Source organism: Arthrobacter sp. 01T428 (assembly GCF_056398685.1).
In genome coordinates this window covers 103,714-127,927 of record NZ_JBFTPW010000010.1, presented here as the reverse complement: position 1 = coordinate 127,927, position 24,214 = coordinate 103,714, and the positions used below count along the sequence as shown (strand labels likewise).

The following is a 24,214-nucleotide window of genomic DNA, read 5'->3' as shown; positions in this document are numbered from 1 at the left end:
GACTGAGCCGCGGAGCGCCGCTACAAACTCCGGTCGACCCTGTGTGAACATGATGCTCCCCGGCGAGTCGGCGTTGAAGTGGGACTGACGGGTTCGTGTCAGCTCAGTTTTGCCCTCTCTCTGAGCAAAATTTCCTTGGGAAGGGGGAAGTAGACGCCTTGGTCAAGGATGGCTCGCTGACCCTCACGGCTGAGCACGTAACGCAGGTATTCGCGCGCTCCCTCAGCCTGGGGTCCCTCTGCTCCCGGGTCGATGACGAGGTAGACGTTGCGGGCCAGCGGGTACTTGCGCGTCCCGAAGGAACCAACGTCTGCGGCGTAGAACTTGTCGCTGCCTCGCGGCGCGAGCGGCAGCGGCTTGACTTGCTCGACCCCCTCCGCGTGGTAGAGGCCTGCAAGCGCGATTCCGAAGGGATCCTGGGACAGCTCCGTCATCATGTCCTTCGTTGTCAGGGACCCTGGGGACACCTGCTTCGATCCAGCCTCCACGTATTCCCGATAGTTCGGGTTCCACTTGCGGCCGCCGCCGAAGACCACCCGTTCGAAGAAGGTGGTCATCCCCGTCTGGGCGAAGCCGTAGGTCTGGATCGGCGCATCGGCCCATTCGCCCCCCAAGCCGAGCTGGCCCCACGCGCGGATGTTCTGCTCCGCGCTGCGGGCAACCTCTGGATTCCAGCGGATCTCTTTGAAGCCGCCCGTCCGCTCGGCACCGAAGATACCGTCCAGTTGGTCCATCGTCAATCCCTCGATGGGATTGCTTGTGTGCACGAAGGCAGCGAGTCCGTAGCTTCCTCCTGCGACATCGAGCGCACCGGTGGCCACTGCTATCTCGGCTGGCATGCGTCGAAGCTTCTCCCCGAACGAGAGGAACTCGGTGAGGACCAGCTCCCGCCCGTTCGCGCCGAGGTCCGCGCTCCCAGCCATGACGCCGACGACGCCGGATGCCTTGCAGAGGTCGTCTTCGAACTGCGCGTCCGGGTGGAATCGACGAAAGCCTTCCTCCCACCGAGGAACCATGTCGGCGAGCGAAACACCGTAATGCCGCAGCACACCGGAGAATCGGGTTTTGGGCACATAGGGCGGCAAATCCTCGACCGACCGCACGATTTCTTCACTGTATTCCACGGTTTTTCAGCCACCAATCACTGTTCTGAGTCGAGACCCGGGGTTGTTCGGGGTGGTATTCATTCGTTTTGGTCGCGCAGCACTGTGACGGTGCTGTCGTTGTTCAGGATGAAAAGGCTCCCGGCGGAGGTGTGGATGAGTCCGCTGATGGCTCCGGGCGCCGGGTCGTGTCCAAGCTCCGTAAGCCCGACCGGGGCGTCGGACACGAAGTCGTAGACCATCAGTTGACGGCAGGATGAACCGACGATGAAGAGTCGCTTCTGGGGGTTCACGACCCAGTTCGCCGGCTCATCGATCACATCGATCGTCCGGGTGACGATGTGTTCTGTTCCGGAGACCGCAGCCACGGTGCCGGCACCCGTTTTTGCCTCGCCAGCGCCCAGAACCCACATCTCGTCCCGACCATTGATGGCCTGGATCGGCAGCATCCGGAATGGGCGGTGATTCACCGGAACGGTAGCGAGCACTTGATCATCGGCGATGCGAATGACCGTCACGGTATCGTCGGCTTCATTGGAGATGTAGATATTTCCATGCTCGCGGAAGATCGCATTCCGGTTGGGCCGGTGCCCCACCGGAATCCTGCGGATGACCTCGTTGGTGCTGTCATCAAATACGGTTACATCATCGGATTCCGTGCTCACGACGTACGTCTTGCCGACGGGCTGGGTGATCGGTTTGTAGCTTGCCCCCCACGGCTGGCCCCACTTGGGCAGGCCGCCAACCGGGATCGACGCAGTGATCCGGGCAGAAGGCACCTCGACGGCAGTCACCGTGCCGTTTCCCTCGTTGAGGGTGTACACAATACCCCGGTCGAAAGCGGGCATGGTTCCGGTCGGGGCACATCCCGCCGGTAGCGCGACCCTCCTGACCACTTCACGGGTCTGCGGCCTGACAATCACCGCCTCATCCGCGGAACGGAGCGCAACCACCCCGACCGTGCATCCAGCATCGAAGGAGAAGTGCGCCGCTCCCCCGCCCAGGTGCCATCGATCAACCACACGACCGTCGGCGTGGTCGAGCACCGTGATGGTGTCTCCCCCGGTGTCCGAGACCCAGACGTGGCCGGACTCCTTCACGTATCCGATGTGGAGGTGCGGGCCACGGCCCACGTCCACGGTCGTGACCTCCCGATACCGTACGGCCGTGCCCACTGCCGGCGTCACCGGTTGACCTCTTGAATCATCGTCATTGTTCTTCGTTCCTCTCGTTCTGACCTTGAGTCCGCCGACTCCTTACACGATCGACCGCAAGAGACCAATCAAACGAAACTTATCCTTAAAATGCGCCGATTGCTAGATCTAATGAAAACAGCTGTTAGAAAATACCTGAGCAAACATAGCTAAGAGACTGACCAGGGTGTGAGAATGACAACATGACGGAAGATGAACAATGGACGATTGCTGAATTGCTCACCCTTGCGTCGGATGCCGCCTCGGTGGCCGGCGCGTGTTTTCTCCCCCAGGCCGGGGACCTGCAGCGTCCCGGAGAAGGCGCCGTCAAATGAGGACCATCCTTCCGAAGCACGCAGTCCTCGTCCCGCCGGAGGCGAGGCTCGCCTTTGAAGGCGTGATTTACCGCACGTACCAGTGGCGGCAAAGAACCTTCGACGGCACGTACCAGACCTTCGAGATGTTGAAACGTCCGGACACCGTTCAGATCCTCGCGGTGAAGAACGACGCAATCGTGCTTCTTCGTGAAAGGCAACCGGGAGGATTGCCGTACCTCTCAATCCCCGGCGGCAGGCATGACCGGGAGGGCGAGACAGAACTCGACGCGGCCCGCAGGGAACTTCGGGAAGAGACGGGCATGGTCTTTTCTGACTGGAGGCTACTGGAGGTGACTCAGCCACACGCCAAGATAGAGCACTTCGTCTACGTCTTCCTGGCCACCGGATTCGACTACGCGACAGCGCCAAGCCCTGACAGCGGCGAGCGGATCCAGGCACAACTCGTCGATCTGAACACCCTGAAAACGGTCGCAACGCAGCCTGACGCACGAGGAATCCCTGCCAGGGTCCTCAATCAGGCCGACACCATCGAAACTCTCCTCCAGCTTCCGGCTTATCACCCGTAGGACGTCGCCTGGACAACCTCACTTGGGCGACAGTTTCAGAAGGACCAGCTCGGCGTTGACGCTGCCCGGCACCGGGGCGGCGTACGGGTCCGACGCCGACGGCCAGCCAGTCGCCCGATCGGTCCGCCACATCCCGGCACCGCCCGAGAACACCAAGGGCATCCCGGGCAGGTCATCAACCATGACCTTCTGGATCGCCCCTACGGCGCTCTGCTCCTGCTTGCTGCCCGGTGCCGCCGCTGCATAGGCGCTAAGCAAAGCGGGCGCGTTCGAGTTCGGGTACCGCTCGTAGTTGAGCTGGGTCCCCGTTCCGGCGGGGGCGCTGATCGGCTGTTGGTTGATGATCCGGTTATAGAAGTCGTACACCGAGGGTGTTCCCCCGTTTGTACGCATGGTCAGCTCGTAGTTGCCCATCTCGACATCTTTTACATAGGCCTGCTGCTGCTCCGATTTCACCGTGACCTTGATCCCCGCGGCCGCCAGCTCGGGCACCATCACGCGGGTCATGCCGAAGAGGTCAGCCTGCGGGTAGGTCGTAGGCACCGTGAGCTTGAAGTCCAGCCGCTGGCCGTTCGGGGACACGAACACGTTGTCCGGGCCGAGCTGGTAACCCGCGGCGGCGAGAATCTTCTTTGCGGCCTCGGGATCAGCCTTGCCGTATTTCTGATCGGAGTAGTTTGCGGCGATCAGATCACCTCGCGTTTTGACGTCCATCCCGGTGGGTGATTCAACCGCTGCATTCAGACCGGCGGTGCCGATTTTGGAGATCTCGTCACGGTCGAGTGCGATATCGATCGCCTTGCGCACCGGGAGTTGGTCGAGCGGGGCGTGGGCGAAGTTCGGCAGGAGGAGCGCGACCGACGGGTTGATCGTGGTGTTCCAGTAGTCGATCGCGTTCGGGGCGAGCTTCTTGACCGTCGCGCCGTCGATGCCAGCCGTTCCGATCCAATCGGCGCCGCCGGACTGCAGGTTGGCGATCATGCTGCTGGACGAATCGGCCGCAAGGTACTGCACGGTGGAAAAGTTTCCCCCCGCCTGCCAGTAGTACGGGTTTTTCTGCAGCGTGATGGCCTGCGGAGTGAACGACTTGAGCATGTAGGGGCCAGTACCGACCGGGTTGGGGTTGGCGTACTTCACCGGATCCTGGACGTCCTTCCAGATGTGCTCGGGCACGGTCTCGGTGCGCCACCACATGACCTGGTAGGCGGGCTTACTGAAGTGGATGACGGCGGTCGTGTTGTCGGTAGCTTCGGCTCCAGTCAGCGGAAGGGACACTGCGTTGAACGCCGCGTTCGCCTTCATCAGATTGAAGGTGAAAGCCACGTCCTTAGCCGTGAACGTTTCGCCATCGGACCACTTCACCCCCTCCTTGGTCTTCAGCGTGAGGGTTTTGCCGTCCGGACCCCAAGTGTATGAGGATACGAGCCACGGCCGTGTCTTGCCGCTGCCGAAGTCCTCCTGCAGCAACGGCTCGAAGATCGCGTATGCCGCAAATCCGGATGCACTCGACGAACTGGCTATGAGCGCGTTGAAGTTGTCGGTAAATGGTCCGGAGGCGCCTGCGGTCACTTTGAGGGTACCGCCTGCCGTGTTGGTGGCGCTTGAGGTGGTGCCGGTGCATGCCGCCGTCGCAAGCACGCAACCCACCATGGCGGCAGCCATGGTCACCCTGGCCCGGAGCAGCGGACTCGTTGTCGTCAGGAACTTCATTGTTCTTCTTTCGTTGTGCGCGGCGACCGCGCAGAGCGTGATCGTGCCGCACGGTGGAAAGCCAGGCGGCCCGACGGCGACGCGAATCTAACGGAAGCTATATTCCTTAGAGACAAGATATTAGACCTTAATGCAACATCGTAGCAATAGATAAATTAACCGTCGTTATTTCAGAAATAGGATTAGAGTTTGAATGCAACGTAACCAAGAGCGAGGAAGACGCCGCCGAGGTGAGACGGCATCCTTCCTCATGAAAGGAAAACCATGTCGACAGTGCAGACGAGTGCCTCCTTATCCTGGAAGGCCCTGCCCGAGTATGAGCCGCGCGGCGAGTTGAGCGGCAGGCTCGTTGCCTGGGGCGACCCCGCCTTCCAGGAGCTCTGGGACGGATGGATCCGCCGTTTCGGGGAGTTCCATCCCAGGCTGGAGCCCGACTCCTTCCTCCGTGGCACGTCGACCGCCGTGGGAGGCCTTTACACGGGTGTCGCGGACATCGGTCTCTTCGGTCGGGAGATCCGCAAGCTGGAGCGCACATCGTGGAAGCGCATCTTCGATCACCAGCCGGAGGGGTTTGCGATCGCTACCGGGGCGTTCGACACATTCGCCAAAACCGTGGCGGTCGCAGTGCTGGTCAATGCCGAAAACCCGATCGCCGGGTTGAGTTTCTCCCAGCTGGACGCCATCTACTCGGCGGAGCGCCGGCGCGGCTGTCCCGAGCCCATCACCCGCTGGGGTCAGCTCGGTCTCACCGGAGAGTGGACCGACGCGCCGATCCACGCTTACGGCCTGGACCGCGATACCGGGACGGCCCAGCACATATGGCTGCGGGTGTTGCAGGAGGGACCATGGTCCGATCGGGCGATGCTTCCCGAGGGTGCGCCGACCCGGATGTACGCAGGGTCCGGGGGGCACGCCGCCGAGGCTCTTGTCACCACTCTGGAGAATGATCGCTATGGAATCGGATTGGCGGGATTCCGGAACCTGACCGGGGCTTTGAAAGCCGTTCCGATTGCCGAGGACTCCGGTCCTGCGGTCGCGGGGACGCGGGAAACGACAGCAAGTCGTGAGTATCCGCTCAGCAGGTCGGTGTACGCGTTCGTCCGCGAGGCACCCCATTCCCGGTGGGATCCGAAGGTCAAGGAGTTCATGCGATTCGTGTTCAGCCGCGAGGGGCAATCCGTGGTCGCCGCGGAAGGCGACTACCTGCCACTCCCCGAATCGATCGCAGGCCCGGAACTCGAGCGGCTGATGAACCTGTCGTCGCCCTCGGAGTAGATCGGCGTCGTGCTGCCCGGGGCCGGGTCACGGACGGGCCCCGGCAGCACCGTCATGCGTTTTGCTTCTCGATCCGACGCGCCAGTTGGCCCGGTGTTGTGGCCGGCCGGTAGCCGATGTCGAGGTGCGGAGTGTCCACCGCCTCGCCCCCGGACTGGCGTGAGGTTATCGCGGCGTCCAGGATACCGCTGGTGAGTACGGTCCGCTCGATCGGGAAGGGCGAGTGCCCGGTGAACAGGAATCGGTCGAGGAATCCAGCCAGATGGTCGAAGTTCCAGGTCGGTGGCTTCTTCTGTCCGGGCGTCGCGACGCTGGCCCCGATCATCGGTACATCGGTGAGCTTGGAGCCGGTGGGCGTCCAGGTGACCAGGGGGTCGCGCGTCCCGTCCACTCGGACGGCGACGGCGCGGCGCAGCATGAACCCTGTCAGCAGCAGCACACTGACCCGGGTCCCGTCGTTATAGTCCACGACGACGGCCTCCTCTCGTCCGCGCGGGGAGCTCGCCGGCCCGTCGGCAATTGAAGAAGGATACCTCCTGTAGTACTCGCGGGCGCCGCCGGCATAGTGGGGCACGGCTTCGATCGCCGCATCGGCGAGCTCCCGGGACCATAGCCCGCCGTTCGTGAACGCATCCCAGAACCGGTCACCGGAGACGAACCGCACCGACGCTACGCCGGTCTCGAACCCTGCCCGCCGTTCGATCATCGACTGGACCAGTTCGAGCGGGTGGAAGATGGGCGGCTCTCCCGAACCGGTAGCGACGGCCACGACTTCCTTCACCCGTGATCCGACCGGGATCTCGACGGGAGGGCAGCGCACGGTCACAGGAACCGAGGAGCCGGCCATGACCGGAATCGACAAGCGCCGTGAAGTCTCGTAGATCTCGCTGATCTCCTCCCACGTGTTCCCCAGGTGCTTGTCGAGAAATATTGGAACCGGTCGCGCCGACAGCTCGCACTCCCGCGCGACCTGCATGAACATCTCGTGGCGACGGTCCCTCGGCCTGCCTCGCTCGTCGAACTCCGCGGGCCGCCCCGAGCGCGGGTTGCGTTCAGCGATCAGGACGACACCGTCGACGTCGATTCCTCCGCCGGTCCCGGACAGCGCGTCGCGCAATCTCCCGGCCGGGCGGACGTCCCATTCCCTTATACGACTCGCTCCGAGGTCGCTTGGCCCGGGGTCGAGCACGTGGAGCGACGCCAGCTCGCAGAGCGGTTCCGTCGGCGTCCACAGCACTTCATAGCCGTCGTGAAGGCGACCCACGAGGAGGTCGGCGTGCGATCCAGGCCAGAACTCGTTCACCACCGCCGCGAACTTCGGCCGCTTCCCGCGCGAGCCAATGGTCGTCATAGCTTCATTTGCCAACATGTTTCGATTCGCCTCTCTTTCGGGCGCGTCCATCGCGCCACAGAACCGGAAGGAGCACCAGCCCGAGGACCATCGTCGGGATGCCGCCCGCCAGCAGCCCCCACCGGCTCCCGAACTCCTGCGCGATCCAGCCAACCAGTGGGGCCCCGATGACCGCACTTCCGCCCCAGCACATGGCCCACAACGCCATCACGCGGCCCCTCATGTCGGGCCGCGAGGTCAACTGCAGATTGGTCTTTGCACCCGCGTTGAAGGCAATGCTGGCAATTCCCACGAGTGCCAGGGCTGCCAGCGCCAGGGCAAGCGTGGGGGCTAACGCCGCGAAAATCATGGTTGCCCCCCAGGCGATTGCTGTCAGCGACAGCATGATGGGGCGGGACGCGGCGCGCCGTCCGGCCGCAAACAGTCCACCGACGATGGAGCCGATGGACAACGCCATGACCAAGGCACTGTACGTGGCCGCGTTCCCCGCGAACGCATCAGTCGCCAACAGGGGCAGCGTTGTCGGGAACTCCCATGCAAGGGTGCCGGTCACGGTGATCATCAGGAGCGTGACCGCTAGTCCGGGCGTCCTGAATACGTACCGTATCCCCTCGCGCACCTGTCCGGGTGCGCGTGGGGCCCGGGCCGACCGGAACATCTCGGATGGACGCATCATCACGAGGCTCACAATGACCGAGCCGAAGGACGCGGCGTTGCAGAAGAAGCACGCTGGAATGCCAATGATTGCGACCAACGCACCACCCATGCCCGAGCCCAGCACGCGGGCCAGGTTGACCATGACGGAACTCAGGATGATGGCGTTGGACAGCTCGGACTCGCCGACCAGTTCGGAGATAATGCTCTGGCGTGCAGGGTTGTCGAACACCGTCAGACATCCAAGCCCGAAGCTCAGCCCGAGCAGGAGCGGATACGTCATCAACCCTGTCATGGCGAGCACACCGAATACCACTGAACAGAAAGCGCATGCGGTCTGCGTGAACAGCAGCATGCGGCGCTTGTCGTGCCTGTCCGCTATCACTCCGCTGATCGGCCCTGCAACAAGATACGGCAGAAGCCGGACCCCCACAGCCAACCCGAGCGCGCTCCCACTACCTGTCAGATGAAGAGTGAGGAACGCGATCGCCAAAGTCTGCATGAAATTGCCCGCAATGGACACGGACTGCCCCACGGCATACAGCCGGTAGTTGCGGACGCGTAGCGAACTACCCGCGGCCACAAGCCTGAGACGCATGGCCTCGCGCGTGAAAGTCACGAGGCGGGAAAGTTCGAGATGCGTTCCAGCAGGTTTCCGGCCGCCACTAGCTCGCCCTGCTCGCGGTCATCGAGTGTCGCCTCGATCGCGTGCTGCAGGTGGGTGGATCTTGTTGCCCGGCGGTGGGCCATCGCAGTCCTACCCTTGTCTGTGAGCATGATGTTGACCCGGCGGCCATCGTTTGCATCGCGTCCGCGCGTGACATACCCGCCTGCGTCCAGCTCGCGCAATGCGGACGCGGTATTCGAAGTGGTCATGCCCAGCTCCCGTGCGAGTTCGCCTGGCCGAGAGGCCCGGCTCCCGGCGCGGACGATCGCAGCGAGCACTGAAATCGCCGTTCGGGACAGTCCCTCGATGGGTGGATGGGCTGAGCGGTTCCACCGGATGAACCGCTTGAGTTGGTCCTCTAGTCGCATTGCCTCCACACTATCCATATAGCTATCTTACATAGCTATATGGCATAGCAATATTCAGGGAAGCCACCGAGTAACGGCACTGGAAGACCACCGGACCCCGCCAGTGGCCTCCGGCAGCACTGCAACCGCCCTGTGACGCACCCGCATCGGAGCAAGAAACACCATCCAGCCTTGCTGCCCGGTCTGCTGCCTTCGCCGGCTCTTAGGCGGGCGAAGGCGAGCAGCCCGAACCCGACGGCAGCGGCGATCGATGCGTCACGAGTGCACTGTTCCCGCCCGGCTGACCCCGTGTTACGGGCAGGTTCTGTCCTGGTTTGCCGGTGCGCGGTTTAGTCATCCGATTCTGGGTTGGCCTGGGACGGGAATTCTGGTGCGGGACAGGGTTGTGAAGTCCATGCCCTGGTCGATCATCGCTGGCAAGGCCGTCGCGTAGCCCGCTGATGTTCCTGACCCGGGCTGGTTCATGTGGCCGATCACGATGTCTCCGTGCTGGGCCCCGGCCAGTTGCGCGGCGACGGTGCCGGGCGGGAAGGTTGCTCCGCCGTCGGAGTTGATCGAGAAGTTGACGGGAGTGAAGCCTATGGCGCGCACGACTTGAACAGCGGTTTCGTCGTAGAACGCGGTCCCGGCGCGGAACCACGACGACCGCTTCCGGGTCAGGGCGACGATTCGACTTGCGCCGCCTGAGACCTCGTCTATCACTCCATCGATCGTTCTTGTCCCGGCGATTCCGTAGGCGCTTCGACCGGTCGTGGAGAGCGGCACGTGGGCGAGGCCGTGGTTTCCGATCTCGAACAGGCTGTCGGAGGCGAGTTCTCCGCTCAGCGATGGGTTGGTGTTGATCCAACGTGCATTCAGGAAGAGGGTTGCGGGCACTCGCAGACGGCGGAGGGTATCAATTAGCTGGGCGTCGTAGCCCGATCCTCCGGGACCCCCGCAGGCATCGAACGTTAGGGCGACGGCCCGGGAACCCGTGTGGGTGACGATCCCAGGGAGATCGATACCCCATTGGCCCGGCGGGCGGCCGGCGAAGCGCTTCTCGATCTCGGCCCTGATGGCCGGGATCGGTGCAGCCGACGCGGCGGATGTCTTCGGACTCGGAACGGCCGCTGCCTTCGCGGTCGGGGTCGCTCGTGACGTCGGGGTAGTCGTCGGGGCTGACGAGGCCGGTGCCACGAGTCCGCATCCCGTCGCTCCCGCGGCTGCTGCGCCGACAGCTGCGAGAAGGGATCGACGGGAAAGCCGCACCGCACCGGGTCGCGCAGCGGTCCGGTGCGTTTCCGGGTGCCCTTGGGATGGGGACGCTGGGTGCTGGTCATGCGGGGGTTCTCCAAGGCCGGCCGTCCTCCGTGTAGGCCGCGTGATGTCCGCGTCGTATGGATTCAACTGTTCTCCTGATTCCCGCCGTTTCGGGCGATCCCACGGCCGGGTGCAGTGCGCTTGGGAGGCGCAGGGGTTTGACTGGCGTTTGGTGGGTGGTGTGGTGACGAAGGTTGGGTCCGGCGCCGGGCATTGGTTTTCGAGGGCGGCGCTTCCGTGCCCGTGGGCTAGAAGTGCTCTCGAAAGGAAGAAGCGGCTACCTCCCCTCGGGGAGGCAGCCGCTTCCTTGTCTGTTCAGCGGTCACTGATGATGACATCGGGCCTGGCGGCTGCGGCGGATCCGGCCGGGATCAGTTCGCGGATCCAGGTCCGCAGCATGAGCCGGTCGCGGTCTTGGGGGTCGTCTCCGAAGGTGGTTCGACCGTGCAGAAGTCGGCGGTTGTCGATCACTGCCAGCTGGCCCGGTGCCAGTTTGACCTCAATGCGGTCGGGGTTGGCCACTGCTGAGGCCACTTCCTGGTCGAAGCGGTCAAGTGCGTGGACCTGCCGATCGGTCAATGGTGTGCCGAGGGGGTGTCTGTGCCCGAGTTCGATGTACTCGCGCAGGTAGTTCACGTGCCATTGGCGATCGGGCTGCTGGACGAGGACGGGCCGCGGCACGGGCGGCACGCCGTCCTCGCGCTGGTCGAAGAGGAACGGCTCCTGGAGCACGGCAAGGGCGTCGGGATCGAGCTTCCGGATGATTTCGCCGGTAGGGACAAGGATGAGGCCGCCTCCGACCCTGGCCTGTCGGATACACAGCAGGGCGAACCAGTCCGGCGCCGTGTCGGGCCGGTGCGGGCCGTCGGTGTGGAATTGCCCTCCTTCCCGGCTGTCCGAGTACCGTCCCGTGGCGCCCTCGCCGAGTTTGACGCCGCGGTATTTCACCTCGCGCACCAGCTGGCCGGCGCCGTCCTGGGGAAGCAGGCGCCCGAGCGCGGAGGAGACCGCAGTGGCGCACCGGGCCGCCAGCGCCGGATCCTCCACCGGGATGCCCTCGACGATTGCCAGGCCGTGTTCGCTCCAGCCCGGGCTCGTGAAGACTTCCTCCCGGAAGGCATGGACAGAAGGGTCCTCGAAGCGCCCCTCCGGGGTGGCATCGAGGACGGACTGCGGGAATGTCAGGTGTTCCATGGGCGGGCTCCTTACAGGGCGGGTTCTTCGCGGCGGTGCCGCGCTACGGATACAGCTCCGGCGAAGGCCCGCGGCTGGGGCCTTCGCCGGAGGGAGGACAATCCGGGGGTCAGGAGGCGACGGGACTCTGCTCCTGGACGAAGGCGTTCGCGTAGAGGGTGGAGGCGTCGATGTCGACGGTCTTGACCTTTGCGCGGATCTGTCCGCTGAGGGTGTCATCGAACGGTGCGGACTTGATCGCATCGATGACGAGCTGCGCGGATCCGGGGGAGATCGTGTAGTCGCCTTGGGACAAGGTGGGCCATCTCTTGGCGATGGCCTGGACGGCATCAGCGGTTTCCTTGCCCGCGAGGTAGGTGGAGGACAGGAGTTCGGCGATCTGTTCGGGGGTACTTGAGCGGACGTACTCGAGGGTGCGGCGCATCGCGTTGACCAGACGCTGGACGATGTCCGGGTGGTCCTTTGCGAATTCCGGGGTGACGAGCAAGGATTCCGCCGGCCAGACCGCGCCGAGCTCGGCGACCGTGCTCTCGCGGGTAGCCAGGTCATACAGCGTGGAGACGAGCCCGGTTTCCTTCATGTAGGTCGTCATGGGTTCCATGAAGGTCAGCACATCGACGGTGCCTTCCTGCAGCCCCTGCGTGACGGCCTCACGCCGGCCGTCGACCGCCGCCATCACCGGAGTGTAGCTTCCGCTGGGCAACCCGGCCCTGCTGGCGAGGTAGCTTGTCACGATCCCCTTGGCCGAGTGGCTGGCACCCTCGGCGATCCGGCGTCCGGCAAAGTCTGCGGCGGAGCGGATCTCGCCCTTGGACACCTCCGACACCATTACCGTGATGCCGGGCGCGTCGTGCAGGACCATGACCGCGACCTGCGGCTTGCCGTTGACCACGCCGAAGACTGCGTGCTGGAACCAGTTCACCTGGGCGTCGAGGCGGCCACCGCCGGCCTCGAGGTCCTTGATTTCCTGCTTGTTCAACAGGGTGACGGCGAGATTCTCGTCATTGAAGTACCCGAGCTGCTGGGCGACGTAGGCGAGCCACGATGCCTTGGAGCCGAGCCGCAGCGGAAGCTGCGGTTCCTGGGATTCAGTCATTGAACCCTCCTTCTGGAGTGGGTTCCGGTGTCGCGGGATGCGGACCGGCCCGCTCGCGTTCGCTAATGCACTACAACGTATCACTAACGAAATGCGATGCATAGATCTATCAGCTGTTACTTTTTAAAAATTGCGACTGCAATAGGCCGGAGAATTGAAGCGAGGGGTTGTCTTCCTCCACCCGGTCGGGCGCAAGAAGAGCGGCGCCGGGAGTCCTTGACTCCGGGCGCCGCTCATCCGCCGTTCCGGTGAGCGGACCCGCTGTCAGAGTCCGGCGCTGTCAGCCTCGTAGACACGGGCGGCAAAGTCCTCCAGGGTGGCGGCGCAGTCCGTCAACGCGTCCGCAACCTTGTCCGCCAGGGGTGCACCGAGCATGTCGCGTGCCTTGACCTTCTGGTACCACCCCTTGAGCTTGACGAGGTCCTCCTCGTTTTCTTCGAGCTCGCCGTAGGTGAAGTGTTCCTCCCTGACTTCCTTCTCAACCCCGGCATGGAAGTCCCCGCACTTGTCGAGGATCTCTTCATACTCATCATTGCGGGCCGCATTGAACATCTCGACCAGATCCGTTTCGCCGATGATCGACGTCGAATTGATGAGAAATGCCTTTCCGGACATCGCTTCGACGATTTCATTCCGGAGAGCCCTCATGGCCCGCTCACTCTGTGCGGTGCGGGGCACCGCAGCGGCGGAGTTCTGCATGTAGATCGCTCCCAGGTTGCGCAGCTTGCGCCAGACGGCGGCGCGCAGGCGTGTTGGCTCACTTGGCACGCGGTACACAAGGAGCAGCCACGTGGGCGAACCTTGGGCCCTGGCCCCCGCCTGCCGCTCGGGCGCCGCAGCTGCGGTATCCGGGATCGCGGCCTCAAGATCCAATGGGGCCTCTTTGTTCGTATTGACGCTCATCTGGTCTCCTCACTCGAGCTAGTCAATCGTACCCCGCGCACGCTCGAAAGTACCGTGACAACCGACCCCTTGAATCCTTGACGACCGCCAAGTCCTGAATGCTCGATAGATTCCCCCATGGAGTGATCAGCCGTTCCGTTCCCCGCATAACCCATCAATTAAATATCCGACTCTCTGTTGCTTAACAGATCTAACGGCCGTTAGTATGTTCAACGAACGCACATTCTTAGAGATACAGAAAGGTGGTTGTCATGGGTTCAAGTACCGACTGGGGCTTGGCCATCTCCGTGTTCGTGGCCGCGATCGTGGAAATGGTCGAGGCCCTGACGATCGTGCTCGCCATGGGCATGACAAGGAGTTGGAAGTCCACGTTGTACGGTGTCGGGACAGCGCTCGTAGCACTGACCGGCTTCACCGCGGTGACTGGGTATGCGTTGGCGAACTGGCTGCCGCGCTCTAGCCTGCAGCTGATCATCGGCGTCCTGCTGCTGATCTTCGGACTGCAGTGGCTCAAGAAGGCCATCCTGCGCTCTGCTGGCCGAAAGGCCATGCACGATGAGGCTCGGATCTACCAGAACAAGGTCAACGCGGCGGCCGCGGCAGGTAACAAGGTCCGCTTCGGGCTTGACTGGTTCTCCTTCGTCGTCAGCTTCAAAGGCACCTTCCTCGAGGGCGTGGAGGTCGTCTTCATCGTCATCACCTTTGGCCTCAACGCCAACAACATGCCGGTTGCCATCATGGGTGCAGTCGCGGCCGTCGTGGTTGTCCTGCTCGCTGCAATCGTCATCCACGCACCGTTGACCAAGGTCCCGGAAAACACGCTCAAATTCGGCGTCGGGCTGCTCTTGACCACCTTCGGCACCTTCTGGGCCACGGAGGGCCTGGGCGCCCTGACACCCTCCCACACCAGCCTGGAGTGGGTGCTCTCGGACATGGTCCTCCTGCCGATCCTCGCCGGCTGGGTGCTGCTCTCGGCGATCCTCGTCAAGATCCTGAAGGTACCGGCAGACCAAGTCCCGGTCATCGAAATCGTCCAGCCTGTCAGTGTGCGAGAGGAAGTCTAGGCCATGAAATTCATCAAGGGATTCTTCGAATTCTGGTACGACTTCATCATCGGCGACGACTGGAAGATTGCAGTGTCGGTCCTCATCCCGCTCGTTGTCGGAGCAGGGTTCGTCCTGAACGGATTCGAGGCGTCGCTGCTTTTGCCCCCGGTCCTGGCCGTCGCGCTGGCGGCATCCTTCGTCGTGGCCCTGGCCATCGACGTGAAGCAGCACCCGAGCGACTAGCCGCCCGGAGCGCTTCTGCCCTGAACGTGGCCCGGTGCCAGCGCTTGTCCTGGTACCGGGCCGCTTCCATATCCGTTGTAGAAAAAGGAGTCGTCGTGACCAAAGCCGCACACTTACGCAGCCTCATCCGAGAGGGCAGGGGCCCTGTACTGACGGCGGGAGCCCACGACGGGCTCGGCGCGGTCCTTGCCGAACGGGCCGGGTACCGTGCGGTCTGGGCGTCCGGGCTGGAGGTATCGGCGGCCCACGGTGTTCCGGACATCGGGCTCCTGGGTATCAGCGACTATCTGGCCGCGGCCCGGACCATGAACCAGGCCTGTGGACTGCCCGTCATCGCCGACTGCGATACAGGATTCGGCAACGAGCTCAATGCCGCGTACACCGTCCAGCAGTACGAGGCGGCCGGCATCGCCGCGATCTGCATCGAGGACAAGGTCTTCCCGAAGGTCAACAGCTTCGCCGGCCACCGCCAGATGCTCGCCCCCACAGGTGAGTTCGCGCACAAGATCAGCGTGGCCAAGGCCTCCCAGAAGGACCCGGACTTCATGGTGATCGCACGGACCGAGGCCCTCATCGCGGGAGCCGGCATGGACGAGGCCATGGACCGGGCGCACGCCTACGCCGACGCCGGGGCGGACGCCATCCTCATCCACTCCAAAGCCAAGACCCACGCCGAGGTCGAGGAGTTCATGTCCCGCTGGAGCGGGCGGCTTCCCGTGGTCATTGTGCCCACGACCTACTACGAGTGGAGCGCGAGCGACGCCGGCCGCGCGGGAGCCTCGATTGTCATCCACGCCAACCAGGGACTCAGGGCCACTGTCACGGCGATGATGTCCGCTTTCAGCATCATGCTCAATGACGGCTGCTCGAGCGCCCTTGAAGGACAGATCGCCAGTGTGAAGGAGATCTTCGACCTGCAGCGCATGGACCAATGGCTGGAGTTGGAAGCATGATCGCCTGCTGTGACCTCGTCTCCGGCCTCGCGGTCCGGGGCTGGAACCAGGGGTCCGGCGTGCCTTGCAGTACCTTCGCAGGGCCCATCGCCCACCTGAGTGCATACGGACGCTACCGGGCAGCGGCCAACGAGGGCCTTGCTCTTTCCGGGGCCGCTGGCGCCCAGCTCGCCGGCCGCCGGGAGGCGGTCTTCCTCCAGAACAGCGGGATCGGGAACCTCATCAATCCCCTGACATCCCTTTGCCAACCGTACGCTGTTCCCGTGCTTGCCCTCGTGAGTATGCGGGGCTGGCCGGACACCGGCGCAGACGAGCCCCAGCACGCGCTGATGGGCCAGACGACGGAAACGATACTGTCGGCCCTCGGCGTCTGGCACACCGTGCTTACCGCCGAATCCCTCGAACCCGCCCTTGATCAGGCAAACGAGGTAATCTCCGGCGGGAAAAGCGCGTTCCTCCTGCTTCCCCACCGGTCCATCGGCCAGCACCCGGGCGCCTCGCCGGCCATCGGTACGGCCGGCCCCGACACTGCAGAGGTAGCCTCCGCAGTCGTGGCCGCGTGCCCGCCCGGCGCGGCGATCTTCGCAACGACCGGCTACACCTCGCGCTACCTCCACGATGCCGGGGACCGGCCGGGGCATTTCTACATGCAAGGATCGATGGGGCATGTCTCATCCCTGGCGCTCGGCTATGCTTCCGCCGTGCCGGAGAAGACCGTCATCGTGCTCGACGGCGACGGTGCCGCGCTCATGCACCTGGGGAGCTTCTCTACTATCGGCGCCGAGCAGCCGGCCAATCTTGTCCACGTAGTCATCGACAACGGCGGATACGAGTCGACCGGATCACAACAGAGCACGTCCGGAACCACCGACCTCGCCGCCGTCGCCAGAGCCAGCGGGTATCACGCCACCTCCACGGTGGACACCCTGGAGTCCCTGCAGCAACGGCTCGCCTCCGCCGCCTTGACCCCCGGCCCGCATTTCATCCGCGTCCGCGCCGGGCGAACGGTCAGGGAAACCCCGCAACGCGCCGGCGCATCCCTGTCCCTGCCGCACATCGCGGAGCGGATGCGCAGCGCGACAATTCCAGATACGGCAGTCGTCAGCCATGCATGACCTCCAGAGACTTCTGTTCACCGCGTCGAAGCTTGGACGCGCACCGCAGCTGCTCGAGGGTAGCGGGGCGTCCTCGGCGCTGAGCAAGATCGTTGGCCGCTCCCCCCGCCGGGTACTTGTCGTCGCAAGCCGGCGGACCATCGAAGACATCCCGGACATTGCTTCCCTGATACGTCACGGCGCGCACCAATATGGACTGATACGGCCCAATCCTTCCGTCGATGACGCCCTGGACCTCTCACAGGTGATCGAGGAGCTCCGTCCGAACACGGTTCTTGCCGTCGGCGGCGGCTCTGCCATCGACCAGGCGAAAGCAGCCCGCCTGCTCAAACCCGATCCCCGCTTCCTGGACTCCGGGCTGCAGGGGAACACCTCCTCGCTGCGGGCCGAACCACCGCTCCTTGTCGCTGTACCAACGACGGCAGGAACCGGGGCGGAGATCACCCCTTTCGCCACCCTGTACCGCGGATCGGCCAAAGTCTCCCTCGACCTCCCGCAATGCCGCCCCGACCTTGCCGTCCTTGACGGCGAGCTCACCCTGACATGCCCGGACCGGCATAGCCTCGCTGCGGCCCTGGATGCCGTATGCCATGCGATCGAATCCGGTTGGAGCCTGGCCAGCACACCTTCCAGCCGCGTATACGCCAACGCCGCCCGGGACCACCTCCTCCGCCACCTCACCCACAGCGCCCCACCTTCCCCGGGGATCCGCTGGGCGGACGATTCGCCGGCCTCCGACTCCCCCCGGCACCTGCTCCTCCTGGCGGCAGCAGTTGCCGGCGTGGCGATCTCCCAGACCCGCACAACCGGGGCCCATGCCTTCGCCTACCATCTCACCGCCGAATACGGTGTTCCCCACGGCTTCGCGTGCGCGGCAAGCATGTCGTGGATCGAGGCCCACGCCAGCGCCCGTCAGCCAGAGACCGTGGACGAGGCGACCCGCGCCGTGGTGGAGTCGCTCAGGAGGCACCTCGACGGAGCCCGGAGCGCCCGCCTTGTCACGCTGCCCTCCCTCGACGGCTCAGCCCTTGAGGAGTACGTCGACGCCGGACTCAACGTCCGGTCACGGATGGCGACACACCCGCTCCCCATCGAACCGGCGGAAGCAATCCGCCACATCGGGTGGGACGGGCGCCTCGGCGGGAAATCCACCGACAATCTTCAGCACAAAATGCCACGAAGCGCTTGACCGACCCTTCAAGAAGAAGTTAGGTTAGGTTAGGCTTAAAAACTAACAGCTGATAGATCCGCCTCGTATAAGAGGGTATTCGGCTTGTTGGAAACGTCAAAGGTCATCAGAGTCGAGGCCAGCGTCAACGGTCGCGACCGCGAACGAAAGAGGGCAGCACATGCGCTTCCTCGCACGACGCCTAGCGTTCTATCTCGTCACGGCGTGGGCTGCCATCACTATCAACTTCATCCTCCCCAGGCTCATGCCCGGGGACCCGGTGCAAGCTGTCATGGAGCGGTTCAACGGCCAGCTCTCCCCGCAGGCCAGCGAAGCACTCGCCGCCGCCTTCGGCCTCAATAAGAACCAGAGTCTCTTCGAGCAATACGTGGTGTACATCGAGAACCTCTTCCACGGAGACTTCGGGCTTTCTTTCACTTACTTTCCGACCCCTGTTTCCTCGGTGGTTGCAGACAGCCTGCCGTGGACGATCGGCCTGCTCGGCGTCTCCACCCTCGTGGCCACTCTGCTCGGGACGCTCCTGGGCTGCATCGCCGGATGGCGCCGCGGAACGTGGATGGATTCGGTCCTGCCTATCGGAGCATTTCTGCGCGGGATCCCGCATTTCTGGGTCGGTCTGCTGTTGGTTGCGGTCTTCGCCGTCGGGTTCGGGTGGTTTCCGGTGAGCGGCGGGTACGACCCGTCAATTCCGCCCAGCTTGAGCCTGGACTTCATCGGCACGCTCCTTTACCACTCGATCCTGCCGGCCCTGACCATCGTCATCGGCTCACTCGCCGGCCACATGCTGATGCAGCGCAACATGATGGTGACAACCCTTTCCGAGGACTACGTCGTCGTAGCGCAGGCCAAGGGCCTCTCTTCGAAACGGGTCATGCTCAACTACGCGGCCCGGAACGCCATCCTCCCCGCAGTCGCGGGTTTTGCCATGGAACTTGGCCTCGTCGTCAGCGGATCCCTGCTTGTGGAGAAGGTCTTCTCCTTCCCGGGCATCGGCTACGTCATGTTCCAGGCCGTGAGCAACCAGGACTTCCCGCTGCTGCAGGCGATCCTACTCGTCACGACGTTCGCCGTCCTGGCCGCGAACCTGTTCGCGGATGTGGCGTTCTTCGTCCTAGACCCCCGTACCCGGAACGCGTGAGGCACAAATGACATCCGCAGTCGAAATCACAAAAGTCGTTACGAGCACCCGCCCACGCCGCAAAAAGCGCCACTGGCTCCGCTCCCGCAAAGTTCTGGTCGGCGCAGCGATCCTCGCTGTATTTGGTGTGCTCGCGGTCATCGGGCCTTGGATCGCCCCCTACGACCCCTCCGCCACAAGCCCGGACGTCCTCGTGCCGCCCTCCTCCCAGCATTTGCTCGGTACCACGGCATTGGGAGAGGACGTTTTCTCGCAGGTCCTCGCCGGCACCAGGCTCAGCCTTGAGGTGGGCTTCCTCGCCGCGCTCATCAGCGAGACGGTCGCCATTCTTGTCGGAATCACTTCCGGATACCTCGGGGGCTCTGCCGACGAGCTCCTGTCCTTGGGCACTAACATCTTCCTCGTCATACCCGTGCTTCCCTTGCAGATTCTGATCATCGCCTATCTCGGGAATGTCAGCTGGGTCGTCACGGCGGCCGTCATCGCGCTCACGGCCTGGTCCCACGGCGCCCGCAAGCTACGCGCACAGACGATGTCCATCCGCAAGCGTGACTACGTCGAAGCCGCCCGCGCTGCCGGGGAGCCGGCCTGGCGCATCGTTTGGTTCGAGATCCTGCCAAACGAGACAGCCATCATCGCCACGGGATTCCTCTTCAGCGTCCTTTCCGGCATCATCGTCCAGACGGGCCTGGCGTTCCTGGGACTCGGCGACGTCGCCAGCTGGAGCTGGGGATCGGTGCTGCGCTGGTCGGAAGCAAGCAACGCCTTCCTGACCGGCGCCTGGTGGTGGTTCGTGCCGCCTGGACTCTGTCTCGCCGTTGTCGGCATGGGGCTTGCCTTGATCAACCTGGGAATCGACGAGGTCGTCAACCCCCGGCTGCGCGGCGTCGGGCGGGTCAAGACGGCACGCGAACGGTCGCGCCTAACGCGCCGGCTCATCCAACTGGACCACGACGCAGAGAAGACCGCAGCCCCTTCCCGCAGCGGGAACTCCGTCCTGGAAATCACCGGGCTCCGCGTTGACTACCAGACCGCGCACGGAGCGCTTCCGGCCGTGCGGGGCGTGGATCTGACCCTGCGCCGGGGAGAGGTCCTCGGCATCGCGGGTGAGTCCGGATCGGGCAAATCGACCCTGGCCTTCGCCGTGACCCGCCTGCTCCGGGCACCGGGTGAAGTTGTCGGCGGTTCCGTAAAGTACTTCGGACGCGCCACGGACGGATCCTCCCTCCCCCCGCTGGATGTCCTCTCCGCGAGCCAGGCACAACTTCGCCGCTATCGCTGGGAAGAGACAGCCGTCGTGTTCCAGGCCGCCATGAACTCCCTGAACCCGGTGCTCACCGTGCGCACCCAACTTGAGGACACCATCCGGGCCCACCGGCCGAAGATGGCGGCCGCTGACCAGGAAGCACGCGTCGGAGAACTCCTTGAGCTCGTCGGAATTGACCGGTCCCGTCTCGGTTCCTACCCGCACCAACTCTCGGGCGGGCAGCGCCAGCGCGTCATGATCGCCATGGCACTCGCACTCGATCCCGCTGTCGTCATCATGGACGAGCCCACCACATCTCTGGACGTCGTCGTCCAACGCGACATCATCCGCTGCATCATGGACCTACGCACCCGCTTGGACAGCTCATTCATCTTCATTACCCACGATCTGTCCCTGCTGCTCGAGATCGCAGACAGGATCGCTGTTATGTATGCGGGCGAGCTCGTCGAGCTTGGTGACGCAGCCCAGATCCAACACCAGCCACGACACCCTTACACCCGCCGCCTGCTGCTCTCGTTCCCGGTCCTTCGCGGTCCACGGAGGAAGCTCGCCGCGATCGACGGCGCCGCACCAAACCTGCGCAGCATCCCGACCGGGTGCGCATTCCACCCCCGGTGCCCGCTCGCCACAGACATCTGCCGGCAGGAAGATCCGCCATTGCTTTCCCTGCCTGATCAGGCCGGCCAACCCGCAACCAGCGATACCGGCGGCGAGGCGAGGCTTGTTGCCTGCCACCACGTTGATGAGACCCTACAGCTGCGTCCAGTCGACGCTCTCGTCCAAGAGGAGTTGCCCAGATGAACGCCGGAATCGACGTGCTTCCCATGACCGAGAACAGCAAGAAACCCGTGCTCGAGGCGACCGGTCTCGGCAAGACCTTCAATCTCAGCAGAGCCGTCGGCGGGCAACGGAAGGTCGTGGCCGTCGACGCCGTCAACCTCACCCTCTGTGCCGGGTCAACCGTCGCGCTCGTCGGAGAAAGCGGCTCCGGAAAGTCCACCGTCGCCCGGCTCCTGGCGCAGCTGCTCCCGGCATCCTCCGGAGAAGTGCGACTGCATGGGAAACCCGTGCACCCCCGCACGGGGCGCCAGCGGCGCCGCTATGTCGGCGAAGTCCAGCTCCTCCTGCAGGATCCGTTCGCGTCCCTGAACCCGGTCCACACCATCCGCTATCAGCTCACCCGGGTGCTCCGATTACACGGAGTCCGCTCCGGCCGCCAGCGCATCGAAGAGCAACTGGACGAACTTCTTTCCACGGTCCAGCTCCATCCGGCTTCCCAATTCCTGGACAAGTATCCGCACGAACTCTCCGGAGGGCAGTTGCAGCGTATCGCGATCGCACGGACACTCGCAGCGTCGCCCTCCGTCCTGCTCTTGGACGAACCGGTCTCAATGCTTGACGTGTCAATCAGACTTGGCATCCTGAACCTGCTCGCAACGCTCAAGGAACAGCAGGAGCTCGCCATCCTCTACATCACCCATGACATTGCCTCTGCCAGGTACTTCGCTGACGAGATCCTGGTGATGTACCGCGGACACGTCGTGGAGCGGGGCCCGAGCGAAAGCGTGACCCAGCATCCGGCCCACCCCTACACCCAGCTGCTCATCGAGTCAGCGCCTGACCCTGCCAGGCGCGGCCGCAACGCGGCGGAAGTGGCAGGGATCGGCCAAGGCGGAGGCGCCGCATCGGCAGCCACGCCGACAGGCTGCCCCTTCGCCCGGCGCTGTCCCTACGCGATGCCGGTCTGCTCGACCGAGATGCCGGCCGTCTCCACGGTGGACGCCGAGGGTCACGACGTGCGCTGCTGGCTCAACACCCCGGAAACGGCCACCGAGCCACGGGTTCCTTTGCACTGACTGAGCTTTAGAACCAGCATGGGGACCAGAAGCTGACGCTCAGAAGCTGTCTTTCGTGCTCAGGCCGCCCGTGGCCTCCGGTTCCGGCGAGTCCGCCACCTTCGGATCCGGTTTCTGGGCCCTTCGGACAGCGATTGCCGCGGCACAGGTCACGAGAACCGACGCCGAGCCTCCGAAGGCGAGTGCGGAAGCAGGCCCGAACCGTTCGGAGAGGTACCCCAGGATCGGTCCTCCGAGAGGTGTTCCTCCCGCGGTGGCCATCACGAATGCGGACATCACCCGGCCCCGGAGTTCGTAGGGTGTGACCACCTGGATCAGCGAATTCGCAGTTGTGTTGACGCTAAGGGCGAGAAAACCCAGAGGGACCAAGGTGGCGACAAACCAGCCGTAGCTCGGCATGAAAGCGGACGCGATTTCGGTGAGCGCGAATGCTGCTGTCACCAGCACGAGGTAGGAGAACCGGGGTCTTCCCCGCCAGGCGGAGACCAGCGCACCGGCCATGGACCCGGCTGCGAGGGCCGTGAGGAGGACCCCGTAGCCCTGGGCTCCGGTGTCGTACCGGGTTCTCGCACTCAGAGCGAGCAGCACCGGCCAGTTCATGGCGAAGGTCGAGGTGACAAAGACGAGCCCGAGCGTGGCCCCGACCCGCCGGTCCTGGAAGATGTATGCCCACCCGGCCCGGATTTGCCTTCGGGCCTTAACCGTGGGGGGCTCGACAAACAGCGACTCGCGTCGCATCAGCGCCACGGATGCGATGACTGCCAGGAAGGATGCGGCATTGACAAGGAAAGCGGGACCGGCACCGACCAGCACAATCAGGGCCCCGCCGATGGCGGGCCCGATCATGCGTGAGACGTTAAACGTGGCTGAGTTCAGTCCCACCGCTGCCGGAAGATGGTCACGGCCGACCAATTCGATGAGGAACGACTGACGCGTAGGGTTGTCCAACGCGGTTGCAATGCCCATGACTCCGGCAAGGACGTAGACGTGCATGAGCGCGAGTTGCCCGGTGAGAGCGAGAAGGCCGAGTGCCGCGGCCGTAAGGGCGAGCAGCGACTGCGTGATGACAAGGAGCAGCCGTTTGGAATAACGGTCCGCAAGGAGTCCTCCCCAGGAGCTCAGCAACATCATGGGTGTGTACTGAATCGCCGAGACAAGACCGAGGGCCACGCCCGAACCGTTGCTCAGATCCAGGACGAGCCAGTCCTGGGCGACGCGCTGAGTCCAGGTTCCCGAAACCGACAGGAGCTGGCCTGCGAGAAAAAGACGGTAGTTCCCGAAGCGAAGGGCCACGAACGGGCCGCCCGCTGCCGACGGGCGCCTCCCCGGTGGGCGGCTGGCTCCTCGAGGAGGTCGTGGCGTTAACAGTCGAACTCAACTCCCTATCCTCAACCCGCAGCACGCAGTCGCGCCGAAAACCATCAGTCATAGATGTGGGCGTAGTTGATGCAGGCAAAGCATCTGGGGCCCGTGCCGTCGTGCCGGCACTGCGCCTCGCGCGCTTCCCGATCCGCCCTCTGCTTCTCCAAATAGACATGCAGCCGAACCCGCAACCGAACCAGCATCGATGTCACATCCTCCTCCTTCGCCTCGACCCGGACCACCCCCACCCAACGAGCCAGAGACACCTGCCTAGCGAAGGCCGCCGCCACTACATGAATAACAATGGACACGGATGGAACAAACGATT

General features: G+C 64.1%; 22 protein-coding genes. 11 read left to right on the top strand and 11 right to left on the bottom strand.

The genetic code is table 11. The annotated features are described in order from the left end of the window. Nucleotides 1-98 precede the first annotated feature (98 nt). Together AC1DJB_RS13395 and AC1DJB_RS13390 are read right to left on the bottom strand one after the other, a co-directional pair. Entirely contained in the window at nt 99-1,073 is a 975-nt protein-coding gene (locus AC1DJB_RS13395; RefSeq protein ID WP_476910506.1) for a PstS family phosphate ABC transporter substrate-binding protein, read from the bottom strand. A gap of 110 nt (nt 1,074-1,183) precedes the next feature. Continuing rightward, entirely contained in the window at nt 1,184-2,290 is a 1,107-nt protein-coding gene (locus AC1DJB_RS13390) for a YncE family protein (protein WP_476910505.1), read from the bottom strand. 209 nt (nt 2,291-2,499) lie between these two features. Between AC1DJB_RS13390 and AC1DJB_RS13385 the strand changes: the two genes are divergently transcribed. Together AC1DJB_RS13385 and AC1DJB_RS13380 are read left to right on the top strand one after the other, a co-directional pair. Further along, nucleotides 2,500-2,631: a hypothetical protein gene (locus tag AC1DJB_RS13385; protein ID WP_476910504.1), complete on the top strand. Its 132-nt coding sequence runs from the start codon at nt 2,500-2,502 to the stop codon at nt 2,629-2,631. After that, nucleotides 2,628-3,200 (top strand): NUDIX hydrolase, encoded by a 573-nt coding sequence (locus AC1DJB_RS13380; RefSeq protein ID WP_476910503.1) that lies wholly within the window; start codon nt 2,628-2,630, stop codon nt 3,198-3,200. The genes AC1DJB_RS13385 and AC1DJB_RS13380 overlap by 4 nt, the downstream gene beginning before the upstream one ends. A gap of 18 nt (nt 3,201-3,218) precedes the next feature. On the opposite strand, the gene AC1DJB_RS13375 is transcribed toward AC1DJB_RS13380, so the two are convergent. After that, nucleotides 3,219-4,910, bottom strand: a complete 1,692-nt coding sequence (locus AC1DJB_RS13375) for an ABC transporter substrate-binding protein (RefSeq protein WP_476910502.1) — start codon at nt 4,908-4,910, stop codon at nt 3,219-3,221. 264 nt (nt 4,911-5,174) lie between these two features. Here AC1DJB_RS13375 and AC1DJB_RS13370 point away from each other — a divergent pair, with 264 nt between their 5' ends. Continuing rightward, nucleotides 5,175-6,185, top strand: a complete 1,011-nt coding sequence (locus tag AC1DJB_RS13370; RefSeq protein ID WP_476910501.1) for a PstS family phosphate ABC transporter substrate-binding protein — start codon at nt 5,175-5,177, stop codon at nt 6,183-6,185. Nucleotides 6,186-6,237: 52 nt separating this feature from the next. Here the strand turns inward: AC1DJB_RS13370 and AC1DJB_RS13365 are convergent, their stop codons facing one another. The 7 genes from AC1DJB_RS13365 to AC1DJB_RS13335 form a co-directional block, all read right to left on the bottom strand. Next, nucleotides 6,238-7,536 (bottom strand): hypothetical protein, encoded by a 1,299-nt coding sequence (locus AC1DJB_RS13365; protein ID WP_476910500.1) that lies wholly within the window; start codon nt 7,534-7,536, stop codon nt 6,238-6,240. A gap of 4 nt (nt 7,537-7,540) precedes the next feature. Further along, nucleotides 7,541-8,809 carry an MFS transporter gene (locus tag AC1DJB_RS13360; protein ID WP_476910499.1) on the bottom strand — a complete coding sequence of 423 codons (1,269 nt, stop codon included), beginning with the start codon at nt 8,807-8,809 and terminating at the stop codon, nt 7,541-7,543. Then, the gene (locus tag AC1DJB_RS13355) at nt 8,806-9,225 is read right to left on the bottom strand and encodes a MarR family winged helix-turn-helix transcriptional regulator (protein ID WP_476910498.1); all 420 of its coding nucleotides are present in this window, start codon (nt 9,223-9,225) and stop codon (nt 8,806-8,808) included. The genes AC1DJB_RS13360 and AC1DJB_RS13355 overlap by 4 nt, the downstream gene beginning before the upstream one ends. A gap of 333 nt (nt 9,226-9,558) precedes the next feature. Further along, nucleotides 9,559-10,401 carry a polysaccharide deacetylase family protein gene (locus AC1DJB_RS13350; RefSeq protein WP_476910497.1) on the bottom strand — a complete coding sequence of 281 codons (843 nt, stop codon included), beginning with the start codon at nt 10,399-10,401 and terminating at the stop codon, nt 9,559-9,561. A gap of 438 nt (nt 10,402-10,839) precedes the next feature. After that, nucleotides 10,840-11,718 (bottom strand): TauD/TfdA family dioxygenase, encoded by an 879-nt coding sequence (locus tag AC1DJB_RS13345; RefSeq protein ID WP_476910496.1) that lies wholly within the window; start codon nt 11,716-11,718, stop codon nt 10,840-10,842. A 109-nt stretch (nt 11,719-11,827) separates the two neighbouring features. Further along, nucleotides 11,828-12,814: an ABC transporter substrate-binding protein gene (locus AC1DJB_RS13340; protein ID WP_476910495.1), complete on the bottom strand. Its 987-nt coding sequence runs from the start codon at nt 12,812-12,814 to the stop codon at nt 11,828-11,830. Nucleotides 12,815-13,078: 264 nt separating this feature from the next. Next, on the bottom strand, nt 13,079-13,717 hold the full coding sequence (locus AC1DJB_RS13335; RefSeq protein ID WP_476910494.1) for a Chromate resistance protein ChrB: 639 nt from the start codon (nt 13,715-13,717) through the stop codon (nt 13,079-13,081). A gap of 251 nt (nt 13,718-13,968) precedes the next feature. Between AC1DJB_RS13335 and AC1DJB_RS13330 the strand changes: the two genes are divergently transcribed. The 8 genes from AC1DJB_RS13330 (at nt 13,969) to AC1DJB_RS13295 (ending at nt 22,524) form a co-directional block, all read left to right on the top strand. Further along, on the top strand, nt 13,969-14,781 hold the full coding sequence (locus AC1DJB_RS13330) for a COG4280 domain-containing protein (protein ID WP_476910493.1): 813 nt from the start codon (nt 13,969-13,971) through the stop codon (nt 14,779-14,781). Between the two features lie 3 nt (nt 14,782-14,784). Then, entirely contained in the window at nt 14,785-15,006 is a 222-nt protein-coding gene (locus AC1DJB_RS13325; RefSeq protein WP_059389675.1) for a hypothetical protein, read from the top strand. A 95-nt stretch (nt 15,007-15,101) separates the two neighbouring features. Beyond that, nucleotides 15,102-15,959 carry an isocitrate lyase/phosphoenolpyruvate mutase family protein gene (locus tag AC1DJB_RS13320; RefSeq protein ID WP_476910492.1) on the top strand — a complete coding sequence of 286 codons (858 nt, stop codon included), beginning with the start codon at nt 15,102-15,104 and terminating at the stop codon, nt 15,957-15,959. Further along, nucleotides 15,938-17,074 (top strand): phosphonopyruvate decarboxylase, encoded by a 1,137-nt coding sequence (aepY, locus tag AC1DJB_RS13315; RefSeq protein ID WP_476910491.1) that lies wholly within the window; start codon nt 15,938-15,940, stop codon nt 17,072-17,074. The genes AC1DJB_RS13320 and aepY overlap by 22 nt, the downstream gene beginning before the upstream one ends. Further along, nucleotides 17,067-18,263 carry an iron-containing alcohol dehydrogenase gene (locus tag AC1DJB_RS13310; RefSeq protein ID WP_476910490.1) on the top strand — a complete coding sequence of 399 codons (1,197 nt, stop codon included), beginning with the start codon at nt 17,067-17,069 and terminating at the stop codon, nt 18,261-18,263. Before aepY ends, AC1DJB_RS13310 begins: the two co-directional genes overlap by 8 nt. A 160-nt stretch (nt 18,264-18,423) precedes the next feature. Beyond that, nucleotides 18,424-19,401, top strand: a complete 978-nt coding sequence (locus AC1DJB_RS13305; protein ID WP_476910489.1) for an ABC transporter permease — start codon at nt 18,424-18,426, stop codon at nt 19,399-19,401. A gap of 7 nt (nt 19,402-19,408) precedes the next feature. Continuing rightward, on the top strand, nt 19,409-21,469 hold the full coding sequence (locus AC1DJB_RS13300; RefSeq protein ID WP_476910488.1) for a dipeptide/oligopeptide/nickel ABC transporter permease/ATP-binding protein: 2,061 nt from the start codon (nt 19,409-19,411) through the stop codon (nt 21,467-21,469). After that, nucleotides 21,466-22,524 (top strand): ABC transporter ATP-binding protein, encoded by a 1,059-nt coding sequence (locus AC1DJB_RS13295; protein WP_476910487.1) that lies wholly within the window; start codon nt 21,466-21,468, stop codon nt 22,522-22,524. The genes AC1DJB_RS13300 and AC1DJB_RS13295 overlap by 4 nt, the downstream gene beginning before the upstream one ends. Nucleotides 22,525-22,563: 39 nt before the next feature. On the opposite strand, the gene AC1DJB_RS13290 is transcribed toward AC1DJB_RS13295, so the two are convergent. Further along, the gene (locus tag AC1DJB_RS13290; protein WP_476910486.1) at nt 22,564-23,817 is read right to left on the bottom strand and encodes an MFS transporter; all 1,254 of its coding nucleotides are present in this window, start codon (nt 23,815-23,817) and stop codon (nt 22,564-22,566) included. Nucleotides 23,818-24,214: the final 397 nt, after the last annotated feature.

Excerpts from the sequence above, each read along its gene's own strand:
- AC1DJB_RS13335 (WP_476910494.1), bottom strand. The coding sequence starts at position 13,717 with ATGAGCGTCAATACGAACAAAGAGGCCCCATTGGATCTTGAGGCCGCG.
- AC1DJB_RS13370 (WP_476910501.1), top strand. The coding sequence starts at position 5,175 with ATGTCGACAGTGCAGACGAGTGCCTCCTTATCCTGGAAGGCCCTGCCC.
- AC1DJB_RS13305 (WP_476910489.1), top strand. The coding sequence starts at position 18,424 with ATGCGCTTCCTCGCACGACGCCTAGCGTTCTATCTCGTCACGGCGTGG.
- AC1DJB_RS13300 (WP_476910488.1), top strand. The coding sequence starts at position 19,409 with ATGACATCCGCAGTCGAAATCACAAAAGTCGTTACGAGCACCCGCCCA.
- AC1DJB_RS13375 (WP_476910502.1), bottom strand. The coding sequence starts at position 4,910 with ATGAAGTTCCTGACGACAACGAGTCCGCTGCTCCGGGCCAGGGTGACC.
- aepY (WP_476910491.1), top strand. The coding sequence starts at position 15,938 with ATGGCTGGAGTTGGAAGCATGATCGCCTGCTGTGACCTCGTCTCCGGC.
- AC1DJB_RS13295 (WP_476910487.1), top strand. The coding sequence starts at position 21,466 with ATGAACGCCGGAATCGACGTGCTTCCCATGACCGAGAACAGCAAGAAA.
- AC1DJB_RS13355 (WP_476910498.1), bottom strand. The coding sequence starts at position 9,225 with ATGCGACTAGAGGACCAACTCAAGCGGTTCATCCGGTGGAACCGCTCA.
- AC1DJB_RS13330 (WP_476910493.1), top strand. The coding sequence starts at position 13,969 with ATGGGTTCAAGTACCGACTGGGGCTTGGCCATCTCCGTGTTCGTGGCC.
- AC1DJB_RS13340 (WP_476910495.1), bottom strand. The coding sequence starts at position 12,814 with ATGACTGAATCCCAGGAACCGCAGCTTCCGCTGCGGCTCGGCTCCAAG.
- AC1DJB_RS13310 (WP_476910490.1), top strand. The coding sequence starts at position 17,067 with ATGCATGACCTCCAGAGACTTCTGTTCACCGCGTCGAAGCTTGGACGC.
- AC1DJB_RS13380 (WP_476910503.1), top strand. The coding sequence starts at position 2,628 with ATGAGGACCATCCTTCCGAAGCACGCAGTCCTCGTCCCGCCGGAGGCG.
- AC1DJB_RS13345 (WP_476910496.1), bottom strand. The coding sequence starts at position 11,718 with ATGGAACACCTGACATTCCCGCAGTCCGTCCTCGATGCCACCCCGGAG.
- AC1DJB_RS13385 (WP_476910504.1), top strand. The coding sequence starts at position 2,500 with ATGACGGAAGATGAACAATGGACGATTGCTGAATTGCTCACCCTTGCG.
- AC1DJB_RS13365 (WP_476910500.1), bottom strand. The coding sequence starts at position 7,536 with ATGACGACCATTGGCTCGCGCGGGAAGCGGCCGAAGTTCGCGGCGGTG.
- AC1DJB_RS13325 (WP_059389675.1), top strand. The coding sequence starts at position 14,785 with ATGAAATTCATCAAGGGATTCTTCGAATTCTGGTACGACTTCATCATC.